The organism is Halobacteriovoraceae bacterium, from assembly GCA_020635115.1.
In the GTDB taxonomy this organism is placed as follows: Bacteria; Bdellovibrionota; Bacteriovoracia; order Bacteriovoracales; family Bacteriovoracaceae; genus JACKAK01.
In genome coordinates, this window is the sequence record JACKAK010000004.1 from 405,397 (window position 1) to 429,459 (window position 24,063).

Consider the following 24,063-nt stretch of genomic DNA (forward strand, 5'->3'; position numbering starts at 1 on the left):
ATGAAGCAAAATAAATACTCAAAAGTGAAGGTGTGTTATTAAATTAAACATTATGATTGATGAAAAGAAGATTAAAGAGTTTAAATACCCTGAAAATCCATCATTTGGTGCCGTTCATGTACCAGTTTGCTTGTGGTTTGATATTGGTTTTAAGGAATCTTCACCAGAGGAAATTAACCTAACCTCTCAAACCGACTTTCTCATGTCTTGTTTTACTTCTGCCCTTCATTATGGCCAGTCAATATTTGAAGGATTGAAGGCCTATTATACACAAGACGGAAGAATTGGGATCTTCAGACCTGATGCACATGCCAAGCGATTAAAAAAATCTGCCAAAATTATGGGAATGCCAGAAATTAATGAAGATGTAATTGAAGATTGTATCGTTAAGTTCGTTGAAACATGCAAAGATATTGTCCCCCGTGAAAAGGGGCACAGTTTGTATATTAGACCTATAATGTATGCGAATGATCCTCTTATTAAAGTTGGAATAGGCGAAAAATATAGATTTGCGATCATGGGATCAATTGTTGGGCCCTATTTTAAATCCGGAATAAGTGGCACAAAAATATTTTGCAACAAAGATTTTGTAAGGGCCTTCCCAAAAGGGACAGGAGAAGCAAAAACATCTGCAAACTATGCATTAAGTTTACCAGGATTAAAACACGCTCAAAAATTAGGCTTTGAACAGGTTCTCTATCTAGATGCCATGACTAAGAAAAATATTGAAGAACTAGGTGGAATGAACTTCTTTATGATTAAAGAAAATAAAATTATCACTCCGCCATTATCTGGTACAATTTTAAGTGGAATTACTCGAGATTCGATTTTAAAAATTGCTCAATATTTAAATATTGAATTCGAAGAAAGAGTCATTCCTCTCATTGAAATTCTACAAAATGCATCAACTATAAATTTATTTGCTAGCGGAACTGCAGCAACTATTGCACCTATTTCAAAACTAGGTGTTGAGACCGGAATCACAGGTGAAGTGGATACATATAGCTTTAATTCTGGAAGTATTATAGACAAACTTTATCAAACTCTTATAGATTGTCAGCTTAACCGCAATCCTTTGAGTGAAAACTGGATTAGATTTATTTAAGGAAACCCTATGAGACCAATTTCTGATTTTATAGAAAAAAACTTCAAACACTTTAATGCGGCCTCTCTATTAGATGCTGCCAAGAGCTATAAAGTTCATGTTGAGAGTGGAAAACCAATGATGATCACTCTGGCCGGAGCTATGAGTACTGCAGAATTAGGTATTTCGTTGGCACAAATGATTAGAGAAGATAAGGTGTCAATAATTTCATGTACAGGAGCAAATCTTGAAGAAGATATTATGAATCTTGTTGCCCATAATTCTTATAAGAGAATTCCTGGATACCGAGATTTATCTCCAGAAGATGAACAAGCACTTCTTGAAGAAGGTTTTAATCGAGTCACAGATACTTGTATTCCAGAAGAAGAAGCCTTTAGGAAATTACAACGTCATTTGCTTCAGCATTGGAATAAAGCAACCAAAGAAAATGAGCGATTCTTTCCCCATGAATTTATGTATAAAATGCTTTTAAGCGGCGAACTCGAACAGCATTATGAAGGTGATCCAAATAACTCTTGGATGCTTGCTGCTGCCCAGAAAAATTTACCAATCATCGTTCCTGGATGGGAAGACTCAACGATTGGAAATATTTTTGCAAGCTATTGTTTAAAAGGTGAGCTTTCTGCCTCGTTAGTTAAGAGCGGAATTGAATATATGGTTTGGCTTGCAAACTGGTATCGTGAAAATTGCGGAAAAAATGGAGTTGGTTTTTTTCAAATTGGTGGTGGGATTGCTGGAGACTTCCCAATCTGTGTTGTACCAATGCTTTCTCAAGATATGGAGGAAGAAGATATTCCGCTATGGTCTTACTTTTGTCAAATATCAGACTCGACAACGAGCTTTGGATCTTACTCTGGAGCAGTGCCAAACGAAAAAATTACTTGGGGTAAATTGGGAATCGAAACTCCCCGGTATATTATCGAGTCTGATGCAAGTATCGTTGCCCCTCTTATTTTTGCTTACGTGCTAGAAAAGTAATATTTTTTGTAAAACATTAATGCATTTTGAAAAGATATAGTTCAAAATAAACTCTACTTTTGTTGGTAGAAGTAGGGTTTATAGTCTTATTAATGTAAGGAAAGTAAGTGAAGATTTTAATATTGTCTCATAATAAAACTCTCTACTCCACTAAACGTTTAGTTGAAGAAGCTAAACTCTTAGGGCATGAAGTAGAAGTTATTGATCCAACACAATGTTATATGGAAGTTTCGACTGGCGCACCCATGGTCTATTACAAAAGAAGGAAGCTCAATAATTTTGATGCTATTTTACCCAGAATCGGCGCCAGCATAACCATTTACGGGGTTGCAATTGTAAGACAGTTTGAGATGATGGGCGTTTACTGTGCAAATTCATCAAATGCGATTTTAAGATCTCGTGATAAATTGCGTTCTCTACAAATTCTCTCACAAAAAAATGTTCCTCTACCAAAATCTAGTTTTGCAAAAAATACTGAACAGACTGATATGCTTATTAAGCTAGTTGGTGGGGCACCCACAGTAGTTAAACTCCTAGAAGGCTCGCAAGGAAGAGGGGTTGTCTTGGCCGAAACAGTTAAGGCCTCAGAGAGTTTAATTGATGCTTTCAGAGAACTTAATGCAAATTTTTTAGTTCAAGAATTTATCCATGATGCGAATGGATCAGATATACGATGTTTTATTGTTGGGGATAAAGTTGTTACTTCAATGATGAGGCAAGCAAAAGAGGGAGAGTTTAGATCAAATATTCATCGTGGAGCTAAGGGTTTACCAGTAAAGATATCACCCTTGGAAAGAAAAATAGCCATAAATGCAGCGAAGGCCATGAAATTAAATGTGGCCGGAGTTGATTTAATTCGTTCAGCAAGTGGCCCTAAGGTATTAGAGGTGAATTCTTCTCCAGGGCTTGAAGGAATTGAGGGAGCAACTAAAAAAAATGTCGCTCATGATGTGATAAAGTTCATAGAACTTAATTACAAAAAAATTAAAAAGGATATCTAATTGAAGGAAGATGGATTTGAACTTGATTTAAATGATTTTGAAATAGGGATCGGTGTTACCAAATTTGTTTTCTTTCCTTCTTTTTATGGCCTTCAAAAAGTGAGTGCTCCGATATATGTTTATCGGGCCAGTCAAGAAATATCTCCATGTGTTGTAGTGACAGCTTGTACTCATGGCGATGAAATAAATGGTCTTAGAATTGCCCAATCGATTATTAATAATAAACTCAAGCTTAAAAAAGGTACACTTATTGTCATTCCTACAGTTAATATTTACGGATTCTTAAATAAACAAAGATATCTACCTGATCGTAAAGATCTCAACAGATGTTTTCCTGGAACGACAAAAGGAAGTTTTGGCTCTAGATTTGCTCATTTTATTTTTCAAAGAATTATAAAATATGGTGATGTATTTATTGACCTTCACTCAGGAGGAACGGGAAGATTCAATGTTCCCCAAATTCGTTGTGACTTAAAAACTGTAGGCATTGAGAAATTAATAAGTAGTATAAGTATTCCCCTCGTTGTTAATAGCTCTCTACGTGACGGTTCACTCAGAGAAGCAATAAGTGATCTCAATCGCCCTTGTATTGTATTTGAGGGTGGAGAGGGTCTACGGATTGATGAAACAATAACCAAATATGGTGTCAATTTAATAAAAAGTGTTCTGGCCCATCTTGAAATGATAAAAGGTGGAATAAAATATTTTGATAATAAGGTTATAATTCGTAAAACAAGATGGATTAGAGCTAGAGAAGGTGGCCTTTTAATCAGTAAACCCGTTAACGGAAAAGTTGTTAAAAAAGATGAAGTCGTAGGGGAGCTAAGACGTATTACTGGTGAACTCATTACCAAAATCCGTATGGAACATGACGGAGTTATCTTGGGTATGAGTAAATCATCTTTGATTATGTCTGGTGATGCTTTATATAATGTTGGTTTCCTGAATGTTCAAGATACTGATGGTGATGAAGAATTCTTTGATTATTTTGATTTTGAATTTTAAGCTGATATATTTTTTTTAACACTAACTTTAGCAATGACATTTATTAAATCGATTGTTTTGATAGGCTTTGCTAAATAATCTTTCATCCCGGCCTGAAAACATGTATTTTTGTCTTCAACAAATGCATTAGCAGTTAACGCGACAATAAGTGCATTTTTATCATACTCTATGATTTGTTTTGTTGCTTGTATTCCATCCATTATGGGCATTTGCATGTCCATAAAAACTAAAGAGTAGTTATTTTTTTTATACAGTTTTAGGGCCTCGACACCATTTCTAGCAATGTCACACTTATATCCTAGTTTTGATAACATTTTGATAACAATTTTTTGATTAATTGTATTATCTTCAGCAAGTAAAATATTATGTGGGTAAGTTTCGTAGAGTTTTTCATGTTCTATTTCATTGGTCGCTGTTTTTTCTTCTTTACCAACTTTCAAATCAATAATTAAACTAAAAGTAGAACCAATATTTGGTTCACTTTCAACTTCGATATTTCCCCCCATTAATTGTGCCAATTGCATTGAGATGTTAAGTCCTAGTCCTGTTCCTCCAAATCTTCTGGTCGTACTGGAGTCAGCTTGTGTAAATATATTAAAAAGTTTTTTCTTTTGATCTGCATCTAATCCAATTCCTTTATCTGTAACACTAATTTTTAGTTTTACTTCTTTCGCAGAGGTTTTTAGTGCTTCAACTGATATCAATATAACTTGATTAAGATGAGAAAATTTAATTGCATTACTTAAAAAATTGAGAAGAATTTGTTTGACTCTTAATTCATCACCATTTAAATAGGCAGGCGTGTTTTCATCTATTTGAGTTTTAAAAGAAATTCCTCTCTCTTTTGCTTGATGATCAAGTATGAGAGTCATTTCACGAATTTGTTTTCTGAGATCAAAATTAATATTTTCAAACTCAATTTTTCCGGCCTCAATTTTTGAAAGATCCAAAATATCACTAATGACTCCTAGAAGATGATTTCCTGAATTAATAATAATATCAAGTTTTTCTTTATCTTCTTCATTTTGAATTGAATCACTGAGCAGGTCGCACATACCAATAATTCCATTTATCGGAGTTCGGATTTCATGGCTCATGTTTGCTAAAAAGTTTGACTTAGCTTCTTCTGCCTTTACTGCTTGATTTTTTGCCTGTGCTAATTCCAGCTCTTGTTCTTTTTGAAAACTAATATCAATATGAGTTCCTGTAAAACGAATAGGTTTTCCATTCGAGTCAAATTCGGAAATTTTACCTTGATCTAAGATATATATCCAATTGCCATCTGCATGTTTCATTCTATGTATGTTTCGATATCGATCAGTCTTGCCTTCTAGATACTTTTTTATATCTGCAAAACAGTTTTCGAGGTCATCTGGATGTACCCTAGATTGCCAAGTATCTAAGGTCATTTTTAAATGCTCATAGGGAATTCCAAGCATCTCTCCCCATCTCTTGTCAAATTTTACAGTATTATCTTCTAACCACCAGTCCCAAATTCCTATGTTTGCACCTTCTAAGGCCAAAGCAAGATATTCATTTGTTTCATTGAGCTTTTCTGTAACTCGTTCTTTTTCAAACTCAGTATTTTTTTCATCTGTCACATTCTTGGTAATCAGGAGAAACCCTGAAATTTCATCATTGTTGTTTTTCCAAGGTAAAATTGTTCTTTTTATCCAGACAGTTTGACCCAGATTTTCAAAAGTATCTAGTTCATCATGTTCAGTATAACCTTTAAGAGCGTTTTGATGAATTTGTTTAAATTCTTCGGGAAGATTTGGAAAGACTTCGTAGTGATTTCTTCCAATTATATCTTGCCCTTCCAGACCAAATTCGATTAACCATTGATCACTACACGCAATATGATTGATATTTTTATCAAAAATGCAAATAGCAAAAGGTAGATTTTTTACAAAATTTTGTAAATTTTTAACATCTTCTATTATAGGAAATTTAGTCTCGATCTTTTTTGCCATAGGGTCATGTCGGTTATTTTGAAGTATTTTTTTAATATACTTTATGAAAATTAAGAATCGTAAGTCAGAAAGAAACCTGAGTGTATTGGTCAAGGATATGAAAATGAGGTATGCTTTTTAAATAAATCTAGGCAATTTTGGATTTCTTTTCTGCTTGAGCAAGAATTTTTTTAATAAAATATGTTGAAACTAAAGCAACCCCAACCATAATTAAAGCGTAGAATGTTAGCTCGCCAAAGAAATTTCCATAGGATTTTTGAATGATTTCTTGTGATAATTCTTGATTTTTATTAAGTGCAATCGAAGTTGAAAGTTGAGCTCCGATCATCCCACTTAGGGCCATAGATACATGAAATAGAGAGACTGAAAAGTTTTCAATATTTTTTGGCGCTACTGATAAAATAAATACGACGACCAAAGAACCGACAATAACTTCAGCAAATGCTTGAAAAAAATGAATAATTAAAAAAACCTCAGGACTAAGACTAAGGTCAGTTTCAATGTTTTTTACAGCGAAGGTTAATAATCCAAATGCAAAAAAAGTGAGAACGAAGGAAAATGAAACTTTTGTAGCTGTTTGCAAATGAATATTTTTACGCTCAAGAAATGTTGTAAAAAAGGCAATTACAGGTCCTGCAATAATACACCATAATGGATTCATAGACATCGAGCCTTCAGGTGCAATCGGTATAAAACCGAATAGATCGCCACGCATAACTTTAATGGCCACTAAATTCATAGAAGTCATCATTTGAGCGTAATAGATGAAAAAGATGGTTGATAGAAAAACCATTATAAGAATTGTGCACATCTTTAGTCTTTCAGAATAGTTAACTTTAACCATGAGTGCAAGGAAGTATAAAATTGCAGAAGAACCCAAAACATACACTATATTTTTACCTGCATTCATATTAGAAAACATAAAATAAACTAGACCAATTAATGATATGGTTATGAACACAAAAATTGTCCAGTTTTTTAGACCAACAGGATTTTTATCCAATTCAGATCCGATTTGTTTGAATGAATTTCTTAAATATTTAAGCAAAGAAAAAGCAATGACGGCCATTATACTTGAAAGTACGAAACCACCTTTAAAACCTATCACAATAAGTAATAATGGAAATAAGTATAGTCCTAAAAAAGCTCCGAGATTATTGACAGAGTAATTCACAGGGTAGGCATCTTCAAACTGTTCTGTTGTGTCAAATGTATTTTTAAATAGTCCTGGATAATTTGGCAACATAAGACCACGTGAATAACTAACTAGCGCTATGCCTAAAAGGCAAAGCATCACATTAGGTGTATTTGCTCCTAAAAGAAGAAGAATATAACCAATTGTAAAACCGAAAAAAGATAAGCTCAAAGAGCGGAAGTTTCCTAATAGTTTATCTGAAATTAGACCGCCTACAATGGCAAACAAAGGTGCAATCGCAGAAAAAGATCCTACTATCATCATTGTATTTTCTTCACTATAGTTTAATTTTTCCAAGAAAAAACGGGTTAAAATTGCCATTACACCGTAGTAAGAAAGACCAAACGACATTTGGCATACCATCATTGATTTATTTAATTTATTCCACATATAACCGTCTCTTTTTAATACATTATTAAAAAGTCTTAAGTACCATAAAAGATTTGTTCACTCTACGTACATTATTTATGCTGTAAAGAATTTAAAAGAAGTAATATATACAATTTGTTGTATGCATGTTTTCAAGAAGTTATGTACAATTTTTTTTAAAATAAATTATATTTTGAAAAAAGGAGACAATTAGTGTAGTTAACGGGTTCTATGCATTGATTTTGTCTTCAAGGAATATAAAGAACTAAGCAAGTTGTTAACTATGAATATTTTAAAAAAAATTTTAATTATCTCTTCCATTATTTTTTTTCAACAAGCTTTAGGCATAGAATTGAAAGCTCAAAGTCAATGTCCTATGAATAAGAAGAAATTATCTTCAAACACGATTTCAGATGATCATAAATCAGTAAGAGAACAAATTATCGAACTTTATCCACATCTAGACAAAGAATTCTTAAATAAAAAAATTGATTTGATTCAAAATCCATTTTATTTTTTTAGAAGCTTCGTGGCCGATTATTATGTTAACTTTGCTAAAAAATATCTCTTAAATCGGGATGACTTATTTTTACTCAATAATTTTGTTGCCCTAGCAACAGGAGACCCTCATGTTGAAAACTTTGGAACTATAATTGGTATCAAAGGTGATGGGGCCTTTACAATGAATGATCCAGATGATAGCGGATTAATTCCAATTTATCTCGATTATGTGAGGCTTTTAGCAAGTTTATATCTTTATACAAATGATCTCAATGAGGAAGTGTTTAGTTCCATGTTCTATTCCTATGTAAAGGGATTAAAAAATTCGCCAAGGAAATATTCACAAAAAATTAGGAAGATTTTAAAAAAGTCTTCTAAAATGGGTAGGTCTGCAGCATTAGATGAGTTTAAAAACAATGAGCTTATTCGTTCAATAATTGATGGAGAAGTTGAAAGTCTTGCAGACAACGAAGATCAAAGTTTTAAAGATGCAATTGAAATCATCTTTGAAAGTAAAATAAAAATTTATGATAGTTTAAAGTATATCAATAAATCTGGTGGATCAGGTGGTCTCTATCGCTATAGATTTTTAGTAGAAATAAATCAAAAAACACCAAATGATTTTCAAATGGATAAATTACAAATTATAGAATTTAAGGCCATAGGTCCTTCTGGTGCAGAATTTATTACAAATACTATCTTAAATCCATTATATAGAATAGATCTCACTCTTCGTTTAGAGCATTTTGAAAATAATCCTTTTTTTGGAAGTATATCTGTAAATAATCAGAATTTTTATTTCCGGCCACGTTGGGAAGGAAATAAGAAAATCAACCTAACAAAATTTAAAAATAAAGATCTTATTGATATTGTATCTGATGAGTTTTATATGCTTGGAAAGATCCACAGACAATCTCTCAACGGTAATATCGAAAGTTATATTGTAGCAATTGAAGAATTTGGAGTCGAAAAAATTAGTTCAATTGCAAGGTTCTGTTCTGAACTTACGAAAAAACGTTTTTGGCAATCCAAAAATATCTAGTTGCTAAAGATTTTGCTTAAAAAACCATCTGCCTTCATTTCTTTGATTGCGTTTGAAATTTTAAGAGCAATAGCAGCATCATGACAGGCATAATACACATCTTGTTGAGATATTGGACTTGAGGGATCATATTTAATCTGGCCATCACCAAAGCTTGAAACGGCAGTATTTCCAGATTTTTCTTCAACAATGAAATAATCCATTCTCCCACTTTTTAGTTTTTTGACATTCAGTTCATCTGATGGAGCGAAATCAAAGTTGATTTTAGTGTTTGAAGTTAGTGTGCTCGAATATGGGTATCCTAAAGTTAAACCTACTTTTTTCCCTTCCAAATCATTTAGTTTTATAACTTTTAGGGGTGCCTTCATGTATATGAAATCTCTCTTCATATAAACTGTTTCCGATTTTTCAACTGGCCCTGGTAAAACGACATCAAGAGCCGGAAAAAAACATTGTGATTTTTTCTCTGCAAAGTTTGTAACAGTCCTTTTAGGAGAAGAAATATCAAATTTAAATGTAAACCCCGATCTTTTTGCTATTTCATTTGAAAGTTCTATAAACTTGCCTTTAGTTTCTGATTCAACCATTAATGGTATGGTAAAAGTCCCTAATTGTACTTCCTGAGAATATGAGTTAAAAAAATAAAACAATCCAAGCAATAAACTAAAAATTTTATAAAATATTTCCTCTATTGATTTGAATTAATTTCGGGATATTTTTTTATTAATCTAACATATTTAGTTTTGTTTGAGAGTTTAATTTTCTCAAACAATATTTTGGTAAACTTTTGTTTTTTGTTACAAACTATTGAATTATTTGGTCTTAACTTTCTTGATCGATTGGAGAGAATATATCTCAAAATAAAGAAAATGAACCAAATACTTAAGATAAGTAGAGCTTTGCAGGTCTATTCTTAATATTAATTATGGTTTAGATTCTTGTGATTTTTTTGTCCCTCCTGCATAATATGTGAATCAATCTTTAATGATTTCTGGGAGGAACAATGGAGTATGATATTGAAGAGGAAGAGCAAATAGCTAAGGAACAAGATCGAGATGGAACTTGTTTATCTTCTGAGATTTTTATTAACAAAATCAAAGAAATAACCACACCACCTGTTATAGCCTTTGATGAGAACACCTTACTTGGAGAGATTGTACCTGTTATGCAAAAAAAACACATTGGTTCAGTTGTCTTAACTAAAAACAAAGTTCTCTCAGGCATTCTTACTGAAAGAGATCTATTAATGAAAGTTTTAGGAAAACATGAGGATTGGAAAACTAAAAAAGCTTTAGAATTTATGACAGTAGATCCTCAATCTCTTCGAAAAGAAGATGAAATCGCTTATATCTTAAATAATATGCATGTAGGTGGTTATCGACATATTCCCATTGTTGATAGTAGTGATGTTCCTATAAGTATGGTTTCAATTAAAGATGTAATGAGCTGGATCTTGGATTATTTTCCAGATGAAATAACAAACATGACCGGTGAACCCTATAGGGGAGAATCAAAACGCGAAAGCGCTTAAGAGAACATTTAGATTTTATTTTCTCTTACTGATTTAATCTTACGGTAACTTTTGATTAGCCGCTGTTGCTTATCAAGGTTACCGAAATTTAAGTCTGTTTTACATAGTCCAAAGAATCGGATTGCTCCATCCATGGTCTGCTTTGCTATACTGTACAGTTCCTCTCCATACATCCGCTTTAAATTTGGATAATAGTGCGCGATTTCAAGTTCATTCAATTCAATATCTAGAAAAACATTTATTAATTGAAAATACTTCTTCCTCTGTGCTGAACTTTCGTTAAAAGTAAAAAATTGTTCTACGTAAATCTTTGCTTGTTCGTAATCCTTTAGTGCAAGATAAATGAGCGCTTTAAGTTCACCTAAAACTAAATCACCCCAAGGAGAGTTATCATCGAAAGCAATTCCTATCAGCTCAGAAACCTCCATGAAATCATCATTTTGACAAGCTTCAAGTTTTTCTACCAACTCAACTAGCTGACCATCTGTTAGCTGGTGGATATTTAGGATATCTTCTCGAAAGTTAAGGGCCAAATTATTGTTATCCCAGATAAGGTCTTCAGGTTGGTAAATTTCAGAAAAATCGGGAACGAGAATTCGACAAGTATCCACTCCAAAATCATTATAATCAGCAATATATACTTCTTTTTCGAGGTCCTTAAGAATATTCATCAGTTGGTAAAACTCTTCTTCTGTAGAACCAGAAAAGTCCCAATTTACAAATTCATAGTCGCTTTGATTAGAGAAAAACTTCCAAGAAACTACACCCGTAGAATCAATGAAATGATCAATAATATTGTTATGCTCGGTTATCGCATTTTCGTTAAATGTAGGAGGAGGTACATCATTTAATCCCTCAAAACTTCTTCCTTGCATGAGCTCAGTGAGACTTCGCTCGAGGGCCACCTCAAAATTAGGATGAGAACCAAATGAAACAAAAACTCCTCCTGTGTGTGGATTCATAAGCGCGACACACATAACAGGAAATAGGCCTCCTAAGGAAGCATCTTTGACAAGGATAGGATAACCATGTTTCTCTAAACCCTGTATTCCTTCTACGATATGAGGGTATTTTTGCAAAACTTCTTTTGGGACATCTGGTAGTGTAATTTCATCTAAAATAATTTGATTTTTCACAGCTCGTTCAAAGATTTCAGAAAGACATTGAACTCTAGCTTCGTACTTTGTATTTCCAGCACTCATCCCATTGCTAACAAATAAATTTCCAATCAAATTGACAGGAATATAGACTGTTTCTCCATCTGATTGCCTAATATAAGGGAGTGCACAAATTCCTCTGTCAGAATTTCCTGAATTTGTATCGATAAGATGATTAGGCGTTAAATCTCCATCCATTGAATACGTTTGTATTAAATTCACATCCATTAATCCCTTAGGGAACTTTTTAGAATCAACAATTGGGAACCATTTTTCACTTGGGTAATGGACAAATTTCTCTTTGGCAATCTCTTGACCTAAGAAATAGTCTGCATAGAAATAATTATTTGTAAGCCTTTCAAAAAACTCTCCCAGAGCTGAGCATAATGCAGCTTCTTTAGAAGGGCCCTTCCCATTTGAAAAGCAAATAGGAGAATCAGCATCTCGAATATGGACTGACCATACGTGAGGAACAGGATTTCTCCAGGAAGAAATTTCTATTTTTATGCCCAGATCATACAAAGATTTGGTCATAGTTTGGATTGTTTCTTCCAAAGAACAATCCTTTCCAATAAGAACTGTTCGAGTGTCACTATTTAAAAACTCGTCAAAAACTGGATTTGTATCTTTTCCTAAAATTGTTTTTACACTTATTTCAAAATCAGGGCATTGTTGAATTGTTTTTTTGACTGTACATCGATCAATAGACTTAACAATTCCTTCTCGATCTTTCTGTGAAATTGTCTCAGGTAGTTCTACATTTATATTAAATGTCTGTTTGTAACGATTTTCTGGATCTATAATATTATCTTGAGTAATGCGGATATCATCAGTCGAGATATCTCTGGCCTTACAATAAACTTTTACAAAATAAGCAGCACATAAAGCAGATGAGGCCAAAAAATAATCAAACGGACCTGGTGCTGAACCATCTCCTTTATATCTGATAGGTTGATCTGCAATTATACTGAAGTCATCAAATAATGCTTCAACTTTTAGATTATCTAGGTATCGAACTAATATTTGCATAATGCGGCGTTTTTAACACTAATAATTCATGATGTAAGTGAGAATGTGTTAAAGATGTAAAAAAATATAAAATAAATAATTGATATTTATAAAAAAATGAATGTCCTAATCTTTTATGTAGATTGGGCCAAGAATCTAATTATTAACAGACGTTATTTGAGAAAGATTAATTGGATTTTCTTCAACTACTAACGAAATTTCATAGAAGAAGTTAATTGCTAAAATCAAAACAATAACAGCTACAATTCTGTTCATATTTCAAGCTCCTTTTTTGGTTGTTGAAATTCATAGGAAATGTACCACTGTTTCTTATTGCTTTGTTTTATTCTGAAAACATTACAAGGCCGTAAAAAAAATAGACGATAATATAAACACTCAATTAGGATTCAAAACATTCCTGCTTAAATCTATGATTTCATAGATCTTGTTAAAAAGATTTTTAATAAAAAATCATTTTAAAAATCAGTTTGTCTAGGATAGTGTTTTATAGGTTAATATTTACAGTTAGGGGAAGAGGGATCTATGCTTTTTAAAAAACATGATATTGGAATACTCATTTTACGTTTAACAATTGGGTTCCTTATGCTGCTGCATGGAATTGCAAAGGCAAAGTTTGGAATTTCTTTTATAGAAGGACTAGTCGTTTCAAAAGGACTTCCTCATTTTTTTGCTTATGGAGTTTATATTGGTGAAATTCTAGCACCTCTGGCCATTATCGTTGGATTTAGAACCAAATTGGCCTGTCTCATTTTTGCCTTCAACTGTCTTGTTGCCATATATCTTGTTCATATTGGAGATTTATTTTCTCTTTCAAAAAATGGAGGATGGGCCATTGAATTAATTGGTATATATTTATTTGCTTCAGTTGCATTATTTTTTTTAGGAGGAGGGAAGCTAGCTCTATCAAGAAAAAGTAATTGGGATTAGTTTTCCAATGTAAAAATGGAGGAACTTTGAGTATTTCATTACAACATATCCATCTCGTTGCCGAGAAGAAGTATGAATTAGCTAAATGGTATATAGATAAATTAGATTTTAAAATCATAGACGATATTGAAAAATTAGGAGAAAAAGACGGGCCCTTATTTATATCAGGTGATGGCGGAAAAACTGCGTTATCAATATTCAATCGACGTGCAGATTTAAAAGAATTTAAAAATACTTGTTTACCAGCATTCTGTGTATCATCTGAGAATTTTTTAGAATTGTATAATAAATTTTCATGTCATGAAAAAATTGAGATAATTCATCATCATCTATTTGTTTCTTTTTATATTTTAGACTTTGAAGGGAACAAAATTGAGATTAATTGTCTTGATGTTAAAAAAATAGAAAATGTTCTAAAAAATAATCACATTTCTTGGGAATACCAAAACTGATAATATTTGATTTACTGCTCTCGTTTTTCCAACTGCTCAAGGAATAATAGGATATGATTCAATGTATTTGAAATGATGTATTATTTCTTTTACTTGCAAAAAAATAACCTATTTGAAAATATATACAAAAGTTAATTATTTTTCTTAGCATGACACAAGGTATAAATTGAAACTCAAAATATTGATCATTTTTAACTTTATATATTTATCGACTTCAATATATGGACAAATTCGGTTACGCAAACACTCTATTGTTCAATCAAAGGGAGCTACATTAGTTGAGGCCAATAAAGACCTTTCGGAATCGAATGAAGTTAGGATTGAGATACAAGGTGAATTTCGCATTATCAAATCTAATGGAGTCCCATCCCATAAAGTGGGAAAATTTCCAAATCCTGGAAATCCTAATGCGATCTTAAAACAGAAACATATTTATAGAGTACCTTTAAAACCAAAATATAATAATAATATTGTACCACTCGAGATGGCCTTTGATTTTGGTGTTGCTGTTAATGGAGTTCCTTTTGATCCCGGTGCTGCTGAATGGTTTCAAGGTATAAGAAATTCCAAATGGCAATATGAGGCCTTATCCGGCGCGATTACTTTGGGAGTTGATGAAAATCATGCCCACGTCCAACCTACAGGGGCCTATCATTATCATGGCCTTCCAACAAATCTACTTAAAAAGCTTGGAGTAGAATCTGGAAAAGAATCTCCACTTGTAGGATTTGCGGCCGATGGCCATCCCATTTATGCAATATATGGAAAAGAAGGAAAAGAACTTAAATCAAGTTATGTTCTAAAGAACGGAACAAGACCTATTGGTGGAACTTATGATGGTACTTTTGTCGCTGATTATACTTTTCAAAAATCTAAAGGAGATTTAGATGAGTGTAATGGAGTCGTTGTAAATGGAAAGTATTCCTATTTTTTGACAAAAGATTTTCCAGTTATTCCTCGATGCTTTAGAGGAACTCCAGATGAAAGTTTTCGTAGAGACCGTCATAATATTTCAAAAAATGAAAAAGACTTACCAATGAGGGTTCCTATAAAAGCACTTAAGGCGTGTAAAGGAAAAAGTAAGACAGATAGATGTAGTTTTACAGGAAGAAGAGGTGAACATCTAAATGGAGCATGTTCCGATACTCCAGGAGGAAAAGTCATCTGTAGACCTGAACACAGACATTAATTAAAAAAGTATATATAAAATTTGATACAAAATACTTAGATTTTTTAAAGATAATATTAGTTATAAAAAAAGAGATTTTTCCAAGGATACTTATGTTTATTGCAATGAATACCTTCACAGTAAATGAAGAAAGAATTCAAGAATTTGAAGAAGTTTGGTCGAAAAGAGATCGTTTTTTAAAGGAAATGGATGGATTTATTAGTTTCAAACTTTTGAAAGGGGAGATCAAAGAAGGGAAAAGAGAGTATATTTCACATTCAACTTGGAATTCTTCTGAAGAGTTTTGGTCTTGGACTAAAAGTGAACAGTTTAAAATGGCCCATAAAAATAGAACTCCAGAGGGAATCATCCTTGGGCCACCTCGTTTTGGGTTTTATGATGTGATTTTAGAAGAATAGCTATTATTCGATATCGAAGTTAAAAAATTTGTCCTTAAACGGTTCATTGATTAAGGTAAAATGCCACCATTCTTTAGGATAATTTCTCATTCCATATTTTTGCATTAAATTATTTAAAAGTAGTCTATTTGCCTTAGCTTGTGCCGGTAGATACTTATAAAATGTATGAGATTTTTCTGAGAAAAAATCAAATTCCGTACCCATATCTAGGCCATCAATTGTAACATCAACTGTACTGCCACGAGAATGGCCTGATTTTTTTGCAATATAGCCTTGGGAAAAGAGGTTTTCTTTTTCAATTTTCGGATAATATTTATTTTTAGTTCTTTGATCACTTAAGTCTTTTGACCAAGTGATAAAATGATCAACTGCCTTTTGAGGTCTATAACAATCAAATACTTTAAGTGAAAGAGACATTTTTTTGAGCTCATCTTGAACACTGTTTAAGGCCCGAAGAGTTTTTTCAGTGAGAAGACATTTATTTTTATTATAGCCATTAACCTTTTGTCCTAAAAAATTATCAATCGAATGATACTTCATATCAATGATTATACTCGGTGAAAAATCAGCTAAATTCAGAAGTGGAGTAATTGAATAGCAAGAAACTGAAATGAATAAAAATATTAGATGTCTTAGCATTAAAGTTTTCCTTCCAAAAATGTTTTTACATACTCATTTGGTTTTAATTTTGTTCTTAATTTGTCTTTTTCCGAAATAAAATGATATCTCAATCGAAAGGATAGAAATTTTGAAATATTTGTTTGTATTGATTTAGTTTCAAGTGGCATTAGTCTAGTGTCTGAAACTAATTCTTGAATAACTTCGCCATTCTTTTTGGAAATGTGAACTTTATATTTTTTTCCAAAATTAGCTATCACTTTGTATTGCCCATTAGGCATTTGTACTTCAAGAGTAATATTTCTGAATACATCACCTGTTGGAAGTCTGTGTCCTATGTTTCTAGGTCTTAAATGAAATTTAACGCCTGCACTATTGGTCTCATGTGTAATTTCAATTGATTTTTCAAGCATATCTTGATGATGAGCTCCTTTAAAGGAGTGAGAACCTTTGGGCATATGGCAATCAAGGCAAGTTTTATCTCCTCCTTTGCTTTGATAATCTTTCCATTCTATATAAGTGTTTTGAGCGTTTAATGGTGTCATCAAAATATTTCCATTTACATTTTTATTAATATCAAATTGATGGCAAGAAGCACATAATTGAGGACCTTTTTTGACTGAACTACTCGTTTCATCATCCGTAGCATGAAAACTTTGAATTGAACTTCCTACGACATCTCCCTTGAATACATGGCAAGCAATGCAATTGACTCCTTCGTTTGCTTGTTTCTTAGGTGCGATTAAGTCATTTTTTATTTCCAAAAATTGTTCTTTTAGGGGGGCATGGCAATAAATGCAACGGTCTTGTGTTTCAACAAGATAACCTTCTTGAAAAATTTGATTGCTCCAAGATTGTGAATGTCTTGATCTTTTCCATTCGTTATATTGTAATTTATGGCATTTTATGCACGTTTCATTTTGAAGTTGAGCTCCAGATTTTTCAAAAGCTTCAAAGGGAGCTTGGCCAAGACTTGCATCTAACCTGAAAGGCATAAGAATTATTAAGATGATCGAAAACGTAATGATTCTATTTTGCATTAAACGTAACAAATGAAGTTTTTAAATCTGCACACATTTTTCCACCACCATAAATGGAAACTGAATCGAAGTGAGTAATTTTATTTTTATCATTATAATAGAATTTAAGATATTGCATTTCACTTCCATCTGCCTCAGTTGATGTAGATTCATTTAAAGGTTTCCAAATTAAGATTTCTTTTGCAAAACCATTTGAATTAACTTTAATAGCATTATATGTAGTAAATTCATATGGGCCTCTTTCTTCACCATAATTTTTTGTAAATCTAATTAAAAGATTTGGAAGTGTAGGGTTGTTTTTTGAGAAATTAACTTTCCAGTTCGAAACTGCTACGGAACCAAATTCATCAATTTTTGTATCACTTGCTAGAGAATTGTTGACTTCGAAAAACGATTTTTTATTAAAGTCTATATAATCGATGATATCATAATTTTCTTTTTCGGTAATGAGAAGGTTTCCATTACTTGAAAAATCTGGAAGATACTGAGGAGATGCATTGTTTGTTGATTTGTACCAACTTTTAGTTTGATTTAAAACTGAAATTTCTCTCCATAATTGTGAAACTATAGAAATTTTATTCAAATCAAATTTTGTATGAAATAAATGTTTATACTTTTTTCCATTTTGAAGAATTTCTTCAAAATCTGGAAGGACTGACTTACAGGCCAATGTCTGAGAAGGAACACTATGATTTTGAGAAGTTCTACTTAAATCGTTACGTCCATAATAATGTTCATAGAGAAAAGCGTTCCCATCTGGTTTAGAGGCAAAATATTTTGCGATTTTTAGTCTTTCTTTGGCCCATAATAATAAGTTATTTTTTTTATTTAATTCGACGATATTATTATAAGGTACTTTAGAGATAACATCCAAAGTAATATCTGAAATACATGTATCTTTATATAACTTACCTTTGTAAACACTTAAGATTTTAAGAGTGATATTTGATAGTCCTTTATTTGTAGGATAGTTAAAGAACAAATTTTGAACACCAAAGATATGATTTAATGTTCGCTTCTCTCTAAGAGTTATATGTCCGAGATTGTCAAAAAAAGTAACCTCAATTTCTTTTGGAGAAGAGTTTGCCTCAAAAAGTTTTTTACTTTTTTGATAACCATTTGCAAGACCTATTTTGATTTTTTCAACTTGATTGAGTTTTGACACATTAAAGGATAAAGATTCACCAATACCATAACCTGCTTCACCTTCCACCCAAGCTGTTTTAGGGTTATCGTCGAATGCATAATTAGGATGATAGTTTTCGTTGTATTTGTTCCAATTGCTTTTCAAATAACTCGATGAATTTGCACTTTCTATATAGAGTCGATTATATTTTTCTACAGAATAAAGAGTCGAAGTTGTGAAGATTTGAATTAACAAAATGATTAAATATTTCACAAAAATCCCTTTGCAAGCTTTGCATCTAAAATTTAATGATAAACTTTACGGTGCACAACATTTGTGAATTCTATAAGTTTAGGATACTTTCTAATAACTTCCTGTAGATGTGGATTGATTTCATGGTTTAAATTAACAAAAAAAGAATAGGCAATAATATCAACAGTTCTCAATTTATCATCAATAAAAAATGGAGATCCCTCTAATAGTTCATTTAGACAACGAAGATCTTCTTCTAAAAAAAATAATACTTCTTCCTTTGAATGTCTTCCCGTTCCTTGTGCCCAAAGATTTTTGAGTACAGATTTTCTCACTAAATTTGGAACAAACAATTTAATTGGAGCTGGTAGGAACCCAAAAAATTCTTCTTTAATTCCTTCCCAACCTCGGTCATCAAGCCATCTGAAATAGAGCATGCACCAGTATAAATGATCTTCTAACACACGTGTTATAGCAGTTGACTTTGCAATTTGTTTTTCTGTTAGAGATTCATCTAGGTTAATTCCTAATGTTTCTTTCAAGTATTTTATGATGAGTTCACTATCAGCAATCACTTTATCATTATGTTTGATAAAAGGAAGTTTACCTTTTGGAGCAATTTTTCCAGGATTACCTTTACAAATTTCATCATTGTATTCAGTATTTGTTGCCTTTAAATATGTTTCTACTTTTAAACAAAATGGTGAGAAGTTTTTTATACTTGCATCTTTACGCATCCCAAATTTGACAAGATTGATCACATGCCCATCCTTTTTTAGAATTTATTTTTTTCTTGAGTCAAAATACTAACATATGTAGATATTTTGTCGAATTAACTTTTGATTATTTTTTTCATGGCCCTAAAGCTTAAGCTGATTGCTTGCTAAATCTATAAAACTTCTCACTCTTTTTGGAATATTTTTATGAGAAGGGTAGAGACATTGAACAGTTGTTTTTGCACTTCGCCATTCAGGTAAAATCCTCTCTAATGTACCTTTTTTGAAGTGTTTTTCTGCAAAAAAATCAGGCAACATCACAATTCCGACATTTTTTAGTGCCAAGGCCAAAAGCAACTGGAAATTATCACATACTATCGACGGAGTGTAGTCCAAATTTTTAAATTCTTTTTGCCTTTTCCAATCCTTAAAAGGAATAAAATGAAAATTTATAAGATCACTAATATCCTTTGGCCTTCCGTACATTCTGATATGGCCTGGAGTTGCGGCCAGTACTATTTCAACTTCTCGCATTTTTTTTTGAATAAGATTTGAATCCGCTAGTTTCCCTATTCTAAAGGCAACATCAATATCCTCTTTAATAATATCGACGAACTCATTGGTGATGAGTGTTTCAACTTTAACTTTCGGATTTATAGTTGAGTATTCATGGAGAATATCTGCTAGAAATGTTTGGGCCAAATCCTCAGGTGCTGTTAGCCTAATAACTCCTGACATATGATCAACTTGCTCTGAAAGAGCATTAATTTCAGCTTCAAGTTCTTCAATGATTCGGACCATTTTACGAAAAAATTCTTCTCCCGCTTTTGTAAGCATAGTTTGCCTAGTGGTCCGATGAACTAACTGTACAGAGAGTTCTTTTTCAAGCTTTGCAATTGATCTGCTTATTCTCGATTTCGGCCGTCCAAGCACTTTGGCAGTTTTTGTGAAACTCTTAAGTTCGGCCAGCTTTACAAATGTTTTAATTAGATTCAAATCCATAATTGTTCCATATATGAAACAGTGTATCTCAATCATGTCCTCTATTGCAACGAAAAGGTTTTAGGCATAATAGTAACAAATAGCTCATTTTATAGGAGGAACTATTATGAAAAAATTTGTTTTAATTGCTTTCTTACTTATTTCGTCAACTACTTTTGCAGAAGTAGACATCGCTAAAAGTAGCTTCACTTGGACGGGAACCAAAGTAACAGGAAAACATTCTGGTCATTTATCTCTTTCAAAAGCAAATCTAGAAATTGATAAGAATCAAAGAATTGTAAATGGAGAGTTCATTATTGATCTTAATACTCTAACTGTGACAGACTTAGAAGGTGAGTGGGCCGACAAATTTATTAATCATATGAAAAGTTCTGATTTTTTTGATATTGCTAAATTTCCAACAGCTAAGTTAGTTATTAAAGAAGATGATGGAAAACAAATTCAAGGTAATCTTACAATTCGTGGAAAATCAAATCCAGTGATAATTAAATATGATAAAAAGAATAAGACATATATTGGAACTTTAAAATTTGATAGAACAAAATTTGATATGAAATATGGTTCAGGTAGTTTCTTTAAAGGATTAGGAGACAAAATGATACATGACGAAGTGAACTTGGACTTTCAAGTCGTATTAAAATAGTTTTCAAAAATCCAAACAGGCGCAATATAATGATAGTTATAATGCGCCTTTAAAATAAAATATCTTATAAAACAATACTATTTTTACAAATGATGTTGTTAGCTTTTTGATTCTTGCGTGTGTGGAAAAAATTCTTGGATTTCTCCTATCTCATGTCCAACTTCAATTGGGACTCCAAGCTCAGAAATACTAAAGACAGATGAAGGTAAGTTTAAAGATTGTCGAAGTTTTTCCATCGTTGAAGGAACCACTGGGTAGAGCATAATCATTAAGTTTTTAAGAATATAGAAACAAGTAAATAATCCATCTGCTCTTTCTGCCTCAGGATGTCTATCATCATGTGGCCTATGGTTAACGAAAATTTTGTTAATTAGACGTGCATAATTTTCAAGCGCAAATAACATGTCTGAATATTGGGCCTTTTCCATAAACTTAACATACATTTGAATCATTTTCTTAGTTTCAGCAGCTGATTTTCCTACAAGTTTTCCTTGCGGAACTTTATTTTTAAATTTAGAGCGAGCTGCAGATATGGGCCTTTCAAAGGCCGCATTCATTGGGCCTGCAAGAAAATTATTTCTTTCATCAAATGTTTTAAAATCAAAATTGGATTGTTTCTTGTGTAAACTTAAAACTGATAAAAAATATCTAACCTGATCAGCACTATACCCCATGTCATCAATCAGTTGATCCCCTGTATAGAAATTTCCAGTAGACTTACTCATTTTTTGGTCATTGATCTGTAAATGATATAACGGAAAAACATCTGTTAGTTGAAGCTCTCCATCAATAGGAAGACGATGTTTATCATCTTGAGTTCCAAACCACATAGCTCCTTGCATGACTGTGTAGAAAAAGACGTTATCTACTCCGATAAATTGTGACACTTTTGCTTTAGGGTTTTTCCAGTACTGTTCATATTTTTCAATGCTCTTCCCTTTATTTTTTAAAGCGAGCTGTGTAAAAGAAATTGGGGCGATAAGCGATTCTGGCCAAACGTAAAAAGTCTTTCCCTTCATCTTTGGATCAACTTCAGTTGGCAAAGGTATCCCCCAATTGACATCTCTGGTAATTGAACGATAGGCCCAAGAATTGTTTTCCTCGCAGTGAATTTGATTTTTTTCAAAAATAGATTTAGTTGTTTCCAATTCCGATAATGAACCCACTTCGATTAATATATTTTTACCTGGAATATACTTACTTTTGTGCTTCGGTAGTTCTCCTTTAAGAGATTTAAATTTTTCTTCAAACTCTTTTGAAAATACTAGACCAGGAGTAACTGTTCCAAGAACCTCACTTAAAAGAAATTTTCTCCATGTTTTTTCCTTAGATTCAAACCAATTCTTAAGCTCGTCTGTTAATTGCCACATATCAAGCCACCAGTGATCAGTAGGTTTTAAAACTGGAACTCCTCCGCTAACCTTACTAATTGGATTGATAAGCTCTTTTGCCTCATAAGTTCCACCACAACTATCACACTCTTCACTATAGGCCCCATCTTTTCCACATTTTGGACACGTACCATTTATAAATCTATCAGGCAGAAAGAGGTTGGCATCAGGGTCGAACCATTGTTCACTCGTTTTCGTTTTAAGCATTCCATTTTTATAAAGCTTTATCAGGAAATTTTGACAGAAATTTTTATGAATTTCATAAACTTCTTCCCTAGAAGTTCCTGTATATATATCTAAGTCAATATTATAGTTGTTTAAAGTCCGAGTCTGCCCCGCATGAATTTCTCTTATAAAATCTTTGACATCTTTTCCAACGTTGCGAGCACTAATCTCACTTGTAGACCCATGATCGTCAGAGCCACAAATATGTAAGACATTTTCTTTTCCTATCAACATTCTATAGAATCGAGCATAGATATCCGAAGGGACATGTGTTCCAGCAAGATGACCAATGTGAAGTTGTCCATTTGCATAGGGCATTCCGGCGGTAATAAGCATCTTCTCCGGTTTATCTACTCTGCTTATAATTGTTTTTATTTCAGTTTGAAGTTCATTAAGGCCGTCATCGTTCATAAATTAAAACCATTTGTCCTGTACAATAAAGTTATTTGTTATCCTTAGCATATCTATACTTACAAAAAAATAAAATCCACAATGAAATATTAGGATAAAATATTAGACATCATGAGTCATTGTGGTCAAAAATATTTTTTATAGATAAAGCGCCTAGAATAAAAAACTGCAAAGAGTGTTGGATACAAAAACAGATCAACTAATTTATTTCCCGACGTGAAATCTATATCATCTTGAACTTCACTTACCGATGAATTAACCCTGTATACCTTGTGTTGATGAAACCAACTTTTCAGTGGAAAAGGCAACTTGATCCCTTGATCGATAAATACAAATTCTGAATCAGATTCAAAATTTTCGACAATTTTGCTAACCCATTCACTTGAAAATACCCAAAGTTTCAATTTCAAGTGAACTTCATCATCTTTCCTACATCCATCAAATCGTTCTATTTCTAAATTCACAAATGGTGGTTTTAGTTCCCGGAAAAGTAATTCATCAAATTTCGAAATGACGTTTTTAAAGTTTTTTGGAACCTGGGTTCTTATAAAAATTCTCATAAAAGTATATTAGCAGGGCCTACTTAATAACTCTAAAATAATCTATTTTTTAACTAAGAGCTCCGCATTGGGTACTGCGTTGGTCATTGCCATTCTGAATAAATAATGTCATGTATCAGAGATTGACTTTTTTTTGTTTTTCTTTACCAAAGGTGGAGTAATGGCCAACGATTCTCAAATTGTTTACACTAAAACTGACGAAGCACCAATGCTTGCGACTCAATCAT

The 24,063-nt window shown here is 32.5% G+C and carries 22 protein-coding genes; 11 read left to right on the plus strand and 11 right to left on the minus strand.

The window, feature by feature from the left end:
• Positions 1 to 52: 52 nt before the first annotated feature.
• The 4 genes from H6622_08580 (at position 53) to H6622_08595 (ending at position 4,089) form a co-directional block, all read left to right on the plus strand.
• Entirely contained in the window at positions 53 to 1,105 is a 1,053-nt protein-coding gene (locus tag H6622_08580) for a branched-chain amino acid aminotransferase (protein MCB9061562.1), read from the plus strand.
• A gap of 9 nt (positions 1,106 to 1,114) precedes the next feature.
• Complete coding sequence (locus tag H6622_08585) at positions 1,115 to 2,083, plus strand: deoxyhypusine synthase family protein (protein ID MCB9061563.1); 969 nt, start codon at positions 1,115 to 1,117, stop codon at positions 2,081 to 2,083.
• Between the two features lie 107 nt (positions 2,084 to 2,190).
• A complete protein-coding gene (gene rimK, locus H6622_08590) occupies positions 2,191 to 3,084 on the plus strand; it encodes a 30S ribosomal protein S6--L-glutamate ligase (protein MCB9061564.1) in 894 nt (297 codons plus the stop codon).
• A complete protein-coding gene (locus H6622_08595) occupies positions 3,085 to 4,089 on the plus strand; it encodes a succinylglutamate desuccinylase/aspartoacylase family protein (GenBank protein ID MCB9061565.1) in 1,005 nt (334 codons plus the stop codon).
• Here H6622_08595 and H6622_08600 read toward each other — a convergent pair.
• Both H6622_08600 and H6622_08605 read right to left on the minus strand, forming a co-directional pair.
• Complete coding sequence (locus H6622_08600; protein MCB9061566.1) at positions 4,086 to 6,062, minus strand: response regulator; 1,977 nt, start codon at positions 6,060 to 6,062, stop codon at positions 4,086 to 4,088. The two genes, H6622_08595 and H6622_08600, sit on opposite strands and share 4 nt — an antisense overlap.
• 127 nt (positions 6,063 to 6,189) lie before the next feature.
• Positions 6,190 to 7,647 (minus strand): MFS transporter, encoded by a 1,458-nt coding sequence (locus tag H6622_08605; GenBank protein ID MCB9061567.1) that lies wholly within the window; start codon positions 7,645 to 7,647, stop codon positions 6,190 to 6,192.
• A 262-nt stretch (positions 7,648 to 7,909) separates the two neighbouring features.
• Here H6622_08605 and H6622_08610 point away from each other — a divergent pair, with 262 nt between their 5' ends.
• Complete coding sequence (locus tag H6622_08610; GenBank protein ID MCB9061568.1) at positions 7,910 to 9,169, plus strand: DUF2252 family protein; 1,260 nt, start codon at positions 7,910 to 7,912, stop codon at positions 9,167 to 9,169.
• Here H6622_08610 and H6622_08615 read toward each other — a convergent pair.
• A complete protein-coding gene (locus H6622_08615; GenBank protein MCB9061569.1) occupies positions 9,166 to 9,756 on the minus strand; it encodes a transporter substrate-binding domain-containing protein in 591 nt (196 codons plus the stop codon). The two genes, H6622_08610 and H6622_08615, sit on opposite strands and share 4 nt — an antisense overlap.
• Before the next feature lie 416 nt (positions 9,757 to 10,172).
• Between H6622_08615 and H6622_08620 the strand changes: the two genes are divergently transcribed.
• A complete protein-coding gene (locus tag H6622_08620) occupies positions 10,173 to 10,700 on the plus strand; it encodes a CBS domain-containing protein (GenBank protein ID MCB9061570.1) in 528 nt (175 codons plus the stop codon).
• Positions 10,701 to 10,708: 8 nt separating this feature from the next.
• Here the strand turns inward: H6622_08620 and H6622_08625 are convergent, their stop codons facing one another.
• Positions 10,709 to 12,886 (minus strand): OsmC domain/YcaO domain-containing protein, encoded by a 2,178-nt coding sequence (locus H6622_08625; GenBank protein MCB9061571.1) that lies wholly within the window; start codon positions 12,884 to 12,886, stop codon positions 10,709 to 10,711.
• Positions 12,887 to 13,408: 522 nt separating this feature from the next.
• Between H6622_08625 and H6622_08630 the strand changes: the two genes are divergently transcribed.
• From H6622_08630 to H6622_08645, 4 genes are all read left to right on the plus strand, one after another.
• Positions 13,409 to 13,813, plus strand: a complete 405-nt coding sequence (locus H6622_08630) for a DoxX family protein (GenBank protein MCB9061572.1) — start codon at positions 13,409 to 13,411, stop codon at positions 13,811 to 13,813.
• 26 nt (positions 13,814 to 13,839) lie between these two features.
• Positions 13,840 to 14,265 carry a hypothetical protein gene (locus H6622_08635; protein MCB9061573.1) on the plus strand — a complete coding sequence of 142 codons (426 nt, stop codon included), beginning with the start codon at positions 13,840 to 13,842 and terminating at the stop codon, positions 14,263 to 14,265.
• A 166-nt stretch (positions 14,266 to 14,431) separates the two neighbouring features.
• Positions 14,432 to 15,454, plus strand: coding sequence for a YHYH protein (locus H6622_08640; protein ID MCB9061574.1), 1,023 nt, complete (start codon positions 14,432 to 14,434; stop codon positions 15,452 to 15,454).
• 92 nt (positions 15,455 to 15,546) lie between these two features.
• The gene (locus H6622_08645; protein ID MCB9061575.1) at positions 15,547 to 15,852 is read left to right on the plus strand and encodes an antibiotic biosynthesis monooxygenase; all 306 of its coding nucleotides are present in this window, start codon (positions 15,547 to 15,549) and stop codon (positions 15,850 to 15,852) included.
• Between the two features lie 3 nt (positions 15,853 to 15,855).
• Here H6622_08645 and H6622_08650 read toward each other — a convergent pair whose 3' ends face one another.
• The 5 genes from H6622_08650 to H6622_08670 form a co-directional block, all read right to left on the minus strand.
• Complete coding sequence (locus H6622_08650; GenBank protein ID MCB9061576.1) at positions 15,856 to 16,491, minus strand: M15 family metallopeptidase; 636 nt, start codon at positions 16,489 to 16,491, stop codon at positions 15,856 to 15,858.
• Positions 16,491 to 17,522, minus strand: coding sequence for a hypothetical protein (locus H6622_08655; protein ID MCB9061577.1), 1,032 nt, complete (start codon positions 17,520 to 17,522; stop codon positions 16,491 to 16,493). Before H6622_08655 ends, H6622_08650 begins: the two co-directional genes overlap by 1 nt.
• Positions 17,500 to 18,909, minus strand: a complete 1,410-nt coding sequence (locus H6622_08660) for a hypothetical protein (GenBank protein ID MCB9061578.1) — start codon at positions 18,907 to 18,909, stop codon at positions 17,500 to 17,502. Before H6622_08660 ends, H6622_08655 begins: the two co-directional genes overlap by 23 nt.
• 32 nt (positions 18,910 to 18,941) lie before the next feature.
• A complete protein-coding gene (locus H6622_08665) occupies positions 18,942 to 19,649 on the minus strand; it encodes a glutathione S-transferase N-terminal domain-containing protein (protein MCB9061579.1) in 708 nt (235 codons plus the stop codon).
• Positions 19,650 to 19,748: 99 nt separating this feature from the next.
• Positions 19,749 to 20,606 carry a LysR family transcriptional regulator gene (locus H6622_08670; GenBank protein ID MCB9061580.1) on the minus strand — a complete coding sequence of 286 codons (858 nt, stop codon included), beginning with the start codon at positions 20,604 to 20,606 and terminating at the stop codon, positions 19,749 to 19,751.
• 106 nt (positions 20,607 to 20,712) lie between these two features.
• Here H6622_08670 and H6622_08675 point away from each other — a divergent pair, with 106 nt between their 5' ends.
• A complete protein-coding gene (locus H6622_08675) occupies positions 20,713 to 21,249 on the plus strand; it encodes a YceI family protein (protein MCB9061581.1) in 537 nt (178 codons plus the stop codon).
• Positions 21,250 to 21,347: 98 nt separating this feature from the next.
• Here the strand turns inward: H6622_08675 and H6622_08680 are convergent, their stop codons facing one another.
• Positions 21,348 to 23,276: a class I tRNA ligase family protein gene (locus H6622_08680; protein MCB9061582.1), complete on the minus strand. Its 1,929-nt coding sequence runs from the start codon at positions 23,274 to 23,276 to the stop codon at positions 21,348 to 21,350.
• Between the two features lie 125 nt (positions 23,277 to 23,401).
• Entirely contained in the window at positions 23,402 to 23,836 is a 435-nt protein-coding gene (locus H6622_08685) for a hypothetical protein (protein ID MCB9061583.1), read from the minus strand.
• Between the last annotated feature and the right edge of the window lie 227 nt (positions 23,837 to 24,063).

What these genes read in the sequence shown, in the direction of transcription:
- H6622_08610 (MCB9061568.1), top strand. Translation starts at nt 7,910, where the DNA reads ATGAATATTTTAAAAAAAATTTTAATTATCTCTTCCATTATTTTTTTT.
- H6622_08600 (MCB9061566.1), bottom strand. Translation starts at nt 6,062, where the DNA reads ATGGCAAAAAAGATCGAGACTAAATTTCCTATAATAGAAGATGTTAAA.
- H6622_08685 (MCB9061583.1), bottom strand. Translation starts at nt 23,836, where the DNA reads ATGAGAATTTTTATAAGAACCCAGGTTCCAAAAAACTTTAAAAACGTC.
- H6622_08670 (MCB9061580.1), bottom strand. Translation starts at nt 20,606, where the DNA reads ATGGATTTGAATCTAATTAAAACATTTGTAAAGCTGGCCGAACTTAAG.
- H6622_08615 (MCB9061569.1), bottom strand. Translation starts at nt 9,756, where the DNA reads ATGGTTGAATCAGAAACTAAAGGCAAGTTTATAGAACTTTCAAATGAA.
- H6622_08645 (MCB9061575.1), top strand. Translation starts at nt 15,547, where the DNA reads ATGTTTATTGCAATGAATACCTTCACAGTAAATGAAGAAAGAATTCAA.
- H6622_08650 (MCB9061576.1), bottom strand. Translation starts at nt 16,491, where the DNA reads ATGCTAAGACATCTAATATTTTTATTCATTTCAGTTTCTTGCTATTCA.
- H6622_08625 (MCB9061571.1), bottom strand. Translation starts at nt 12,886, where the DNA reads ATGCAAATATTAGTTCGATACCTAGATAATCTAAAAGTTGAAGCATTA.
- H6622_08585 (MCB9061563.1), top strand. Translation starts at nt 1,115, where the DNA reads ATGAGACCAATTTCTGATTTTATAGAAAAAAACTTCAAACACTTTAAT.
- H6622_08620 (MCB9061570.1), top strand. Translation starts at nt 10,173, where the DNA reads ATGGAGTATGATATTGAAGAGGAAGAGCAAATAGCTAAGGAACAAGAT.
- H6622_08630 (MCB9061572.1), top strand. Translation starts at nt 13,409, where the DNA reads ATGCTTTTTAAAAAACATGATATTGGAATACTCATTTTACGTTTAACA.
- H6622_08680 (MCB9061582.1), bottom strand. Translation starts at nt 23,276, where the DNA reads ATGAACGATGACGGCCTTAATGAACTTCAAACTGAAATAAAAACAATT.
- H6622_08605 (MCB9061567.1), bottom strand. Translation starts at nt 7,647, where the DNA reads ATGTGGAATAAATTAAATAAATCAATGATGGTATGCCAAATGTCGTTT.
- H6622_08675 (MCB9061581.1), top strand. Translation starts at nt 20,713, where the DNA reads ATGAAAAAATTTGTTTTAATTGCTTTCTTACTTATTTCGTCAACTACT.
- H6622_08580 (MCB9061562.1), top strand. Translation starts at nt 53, where the DNA reads ATGATTGATGAAAAGAAGATTAAAGAGTTTAAATACCCTGAAAATCCA.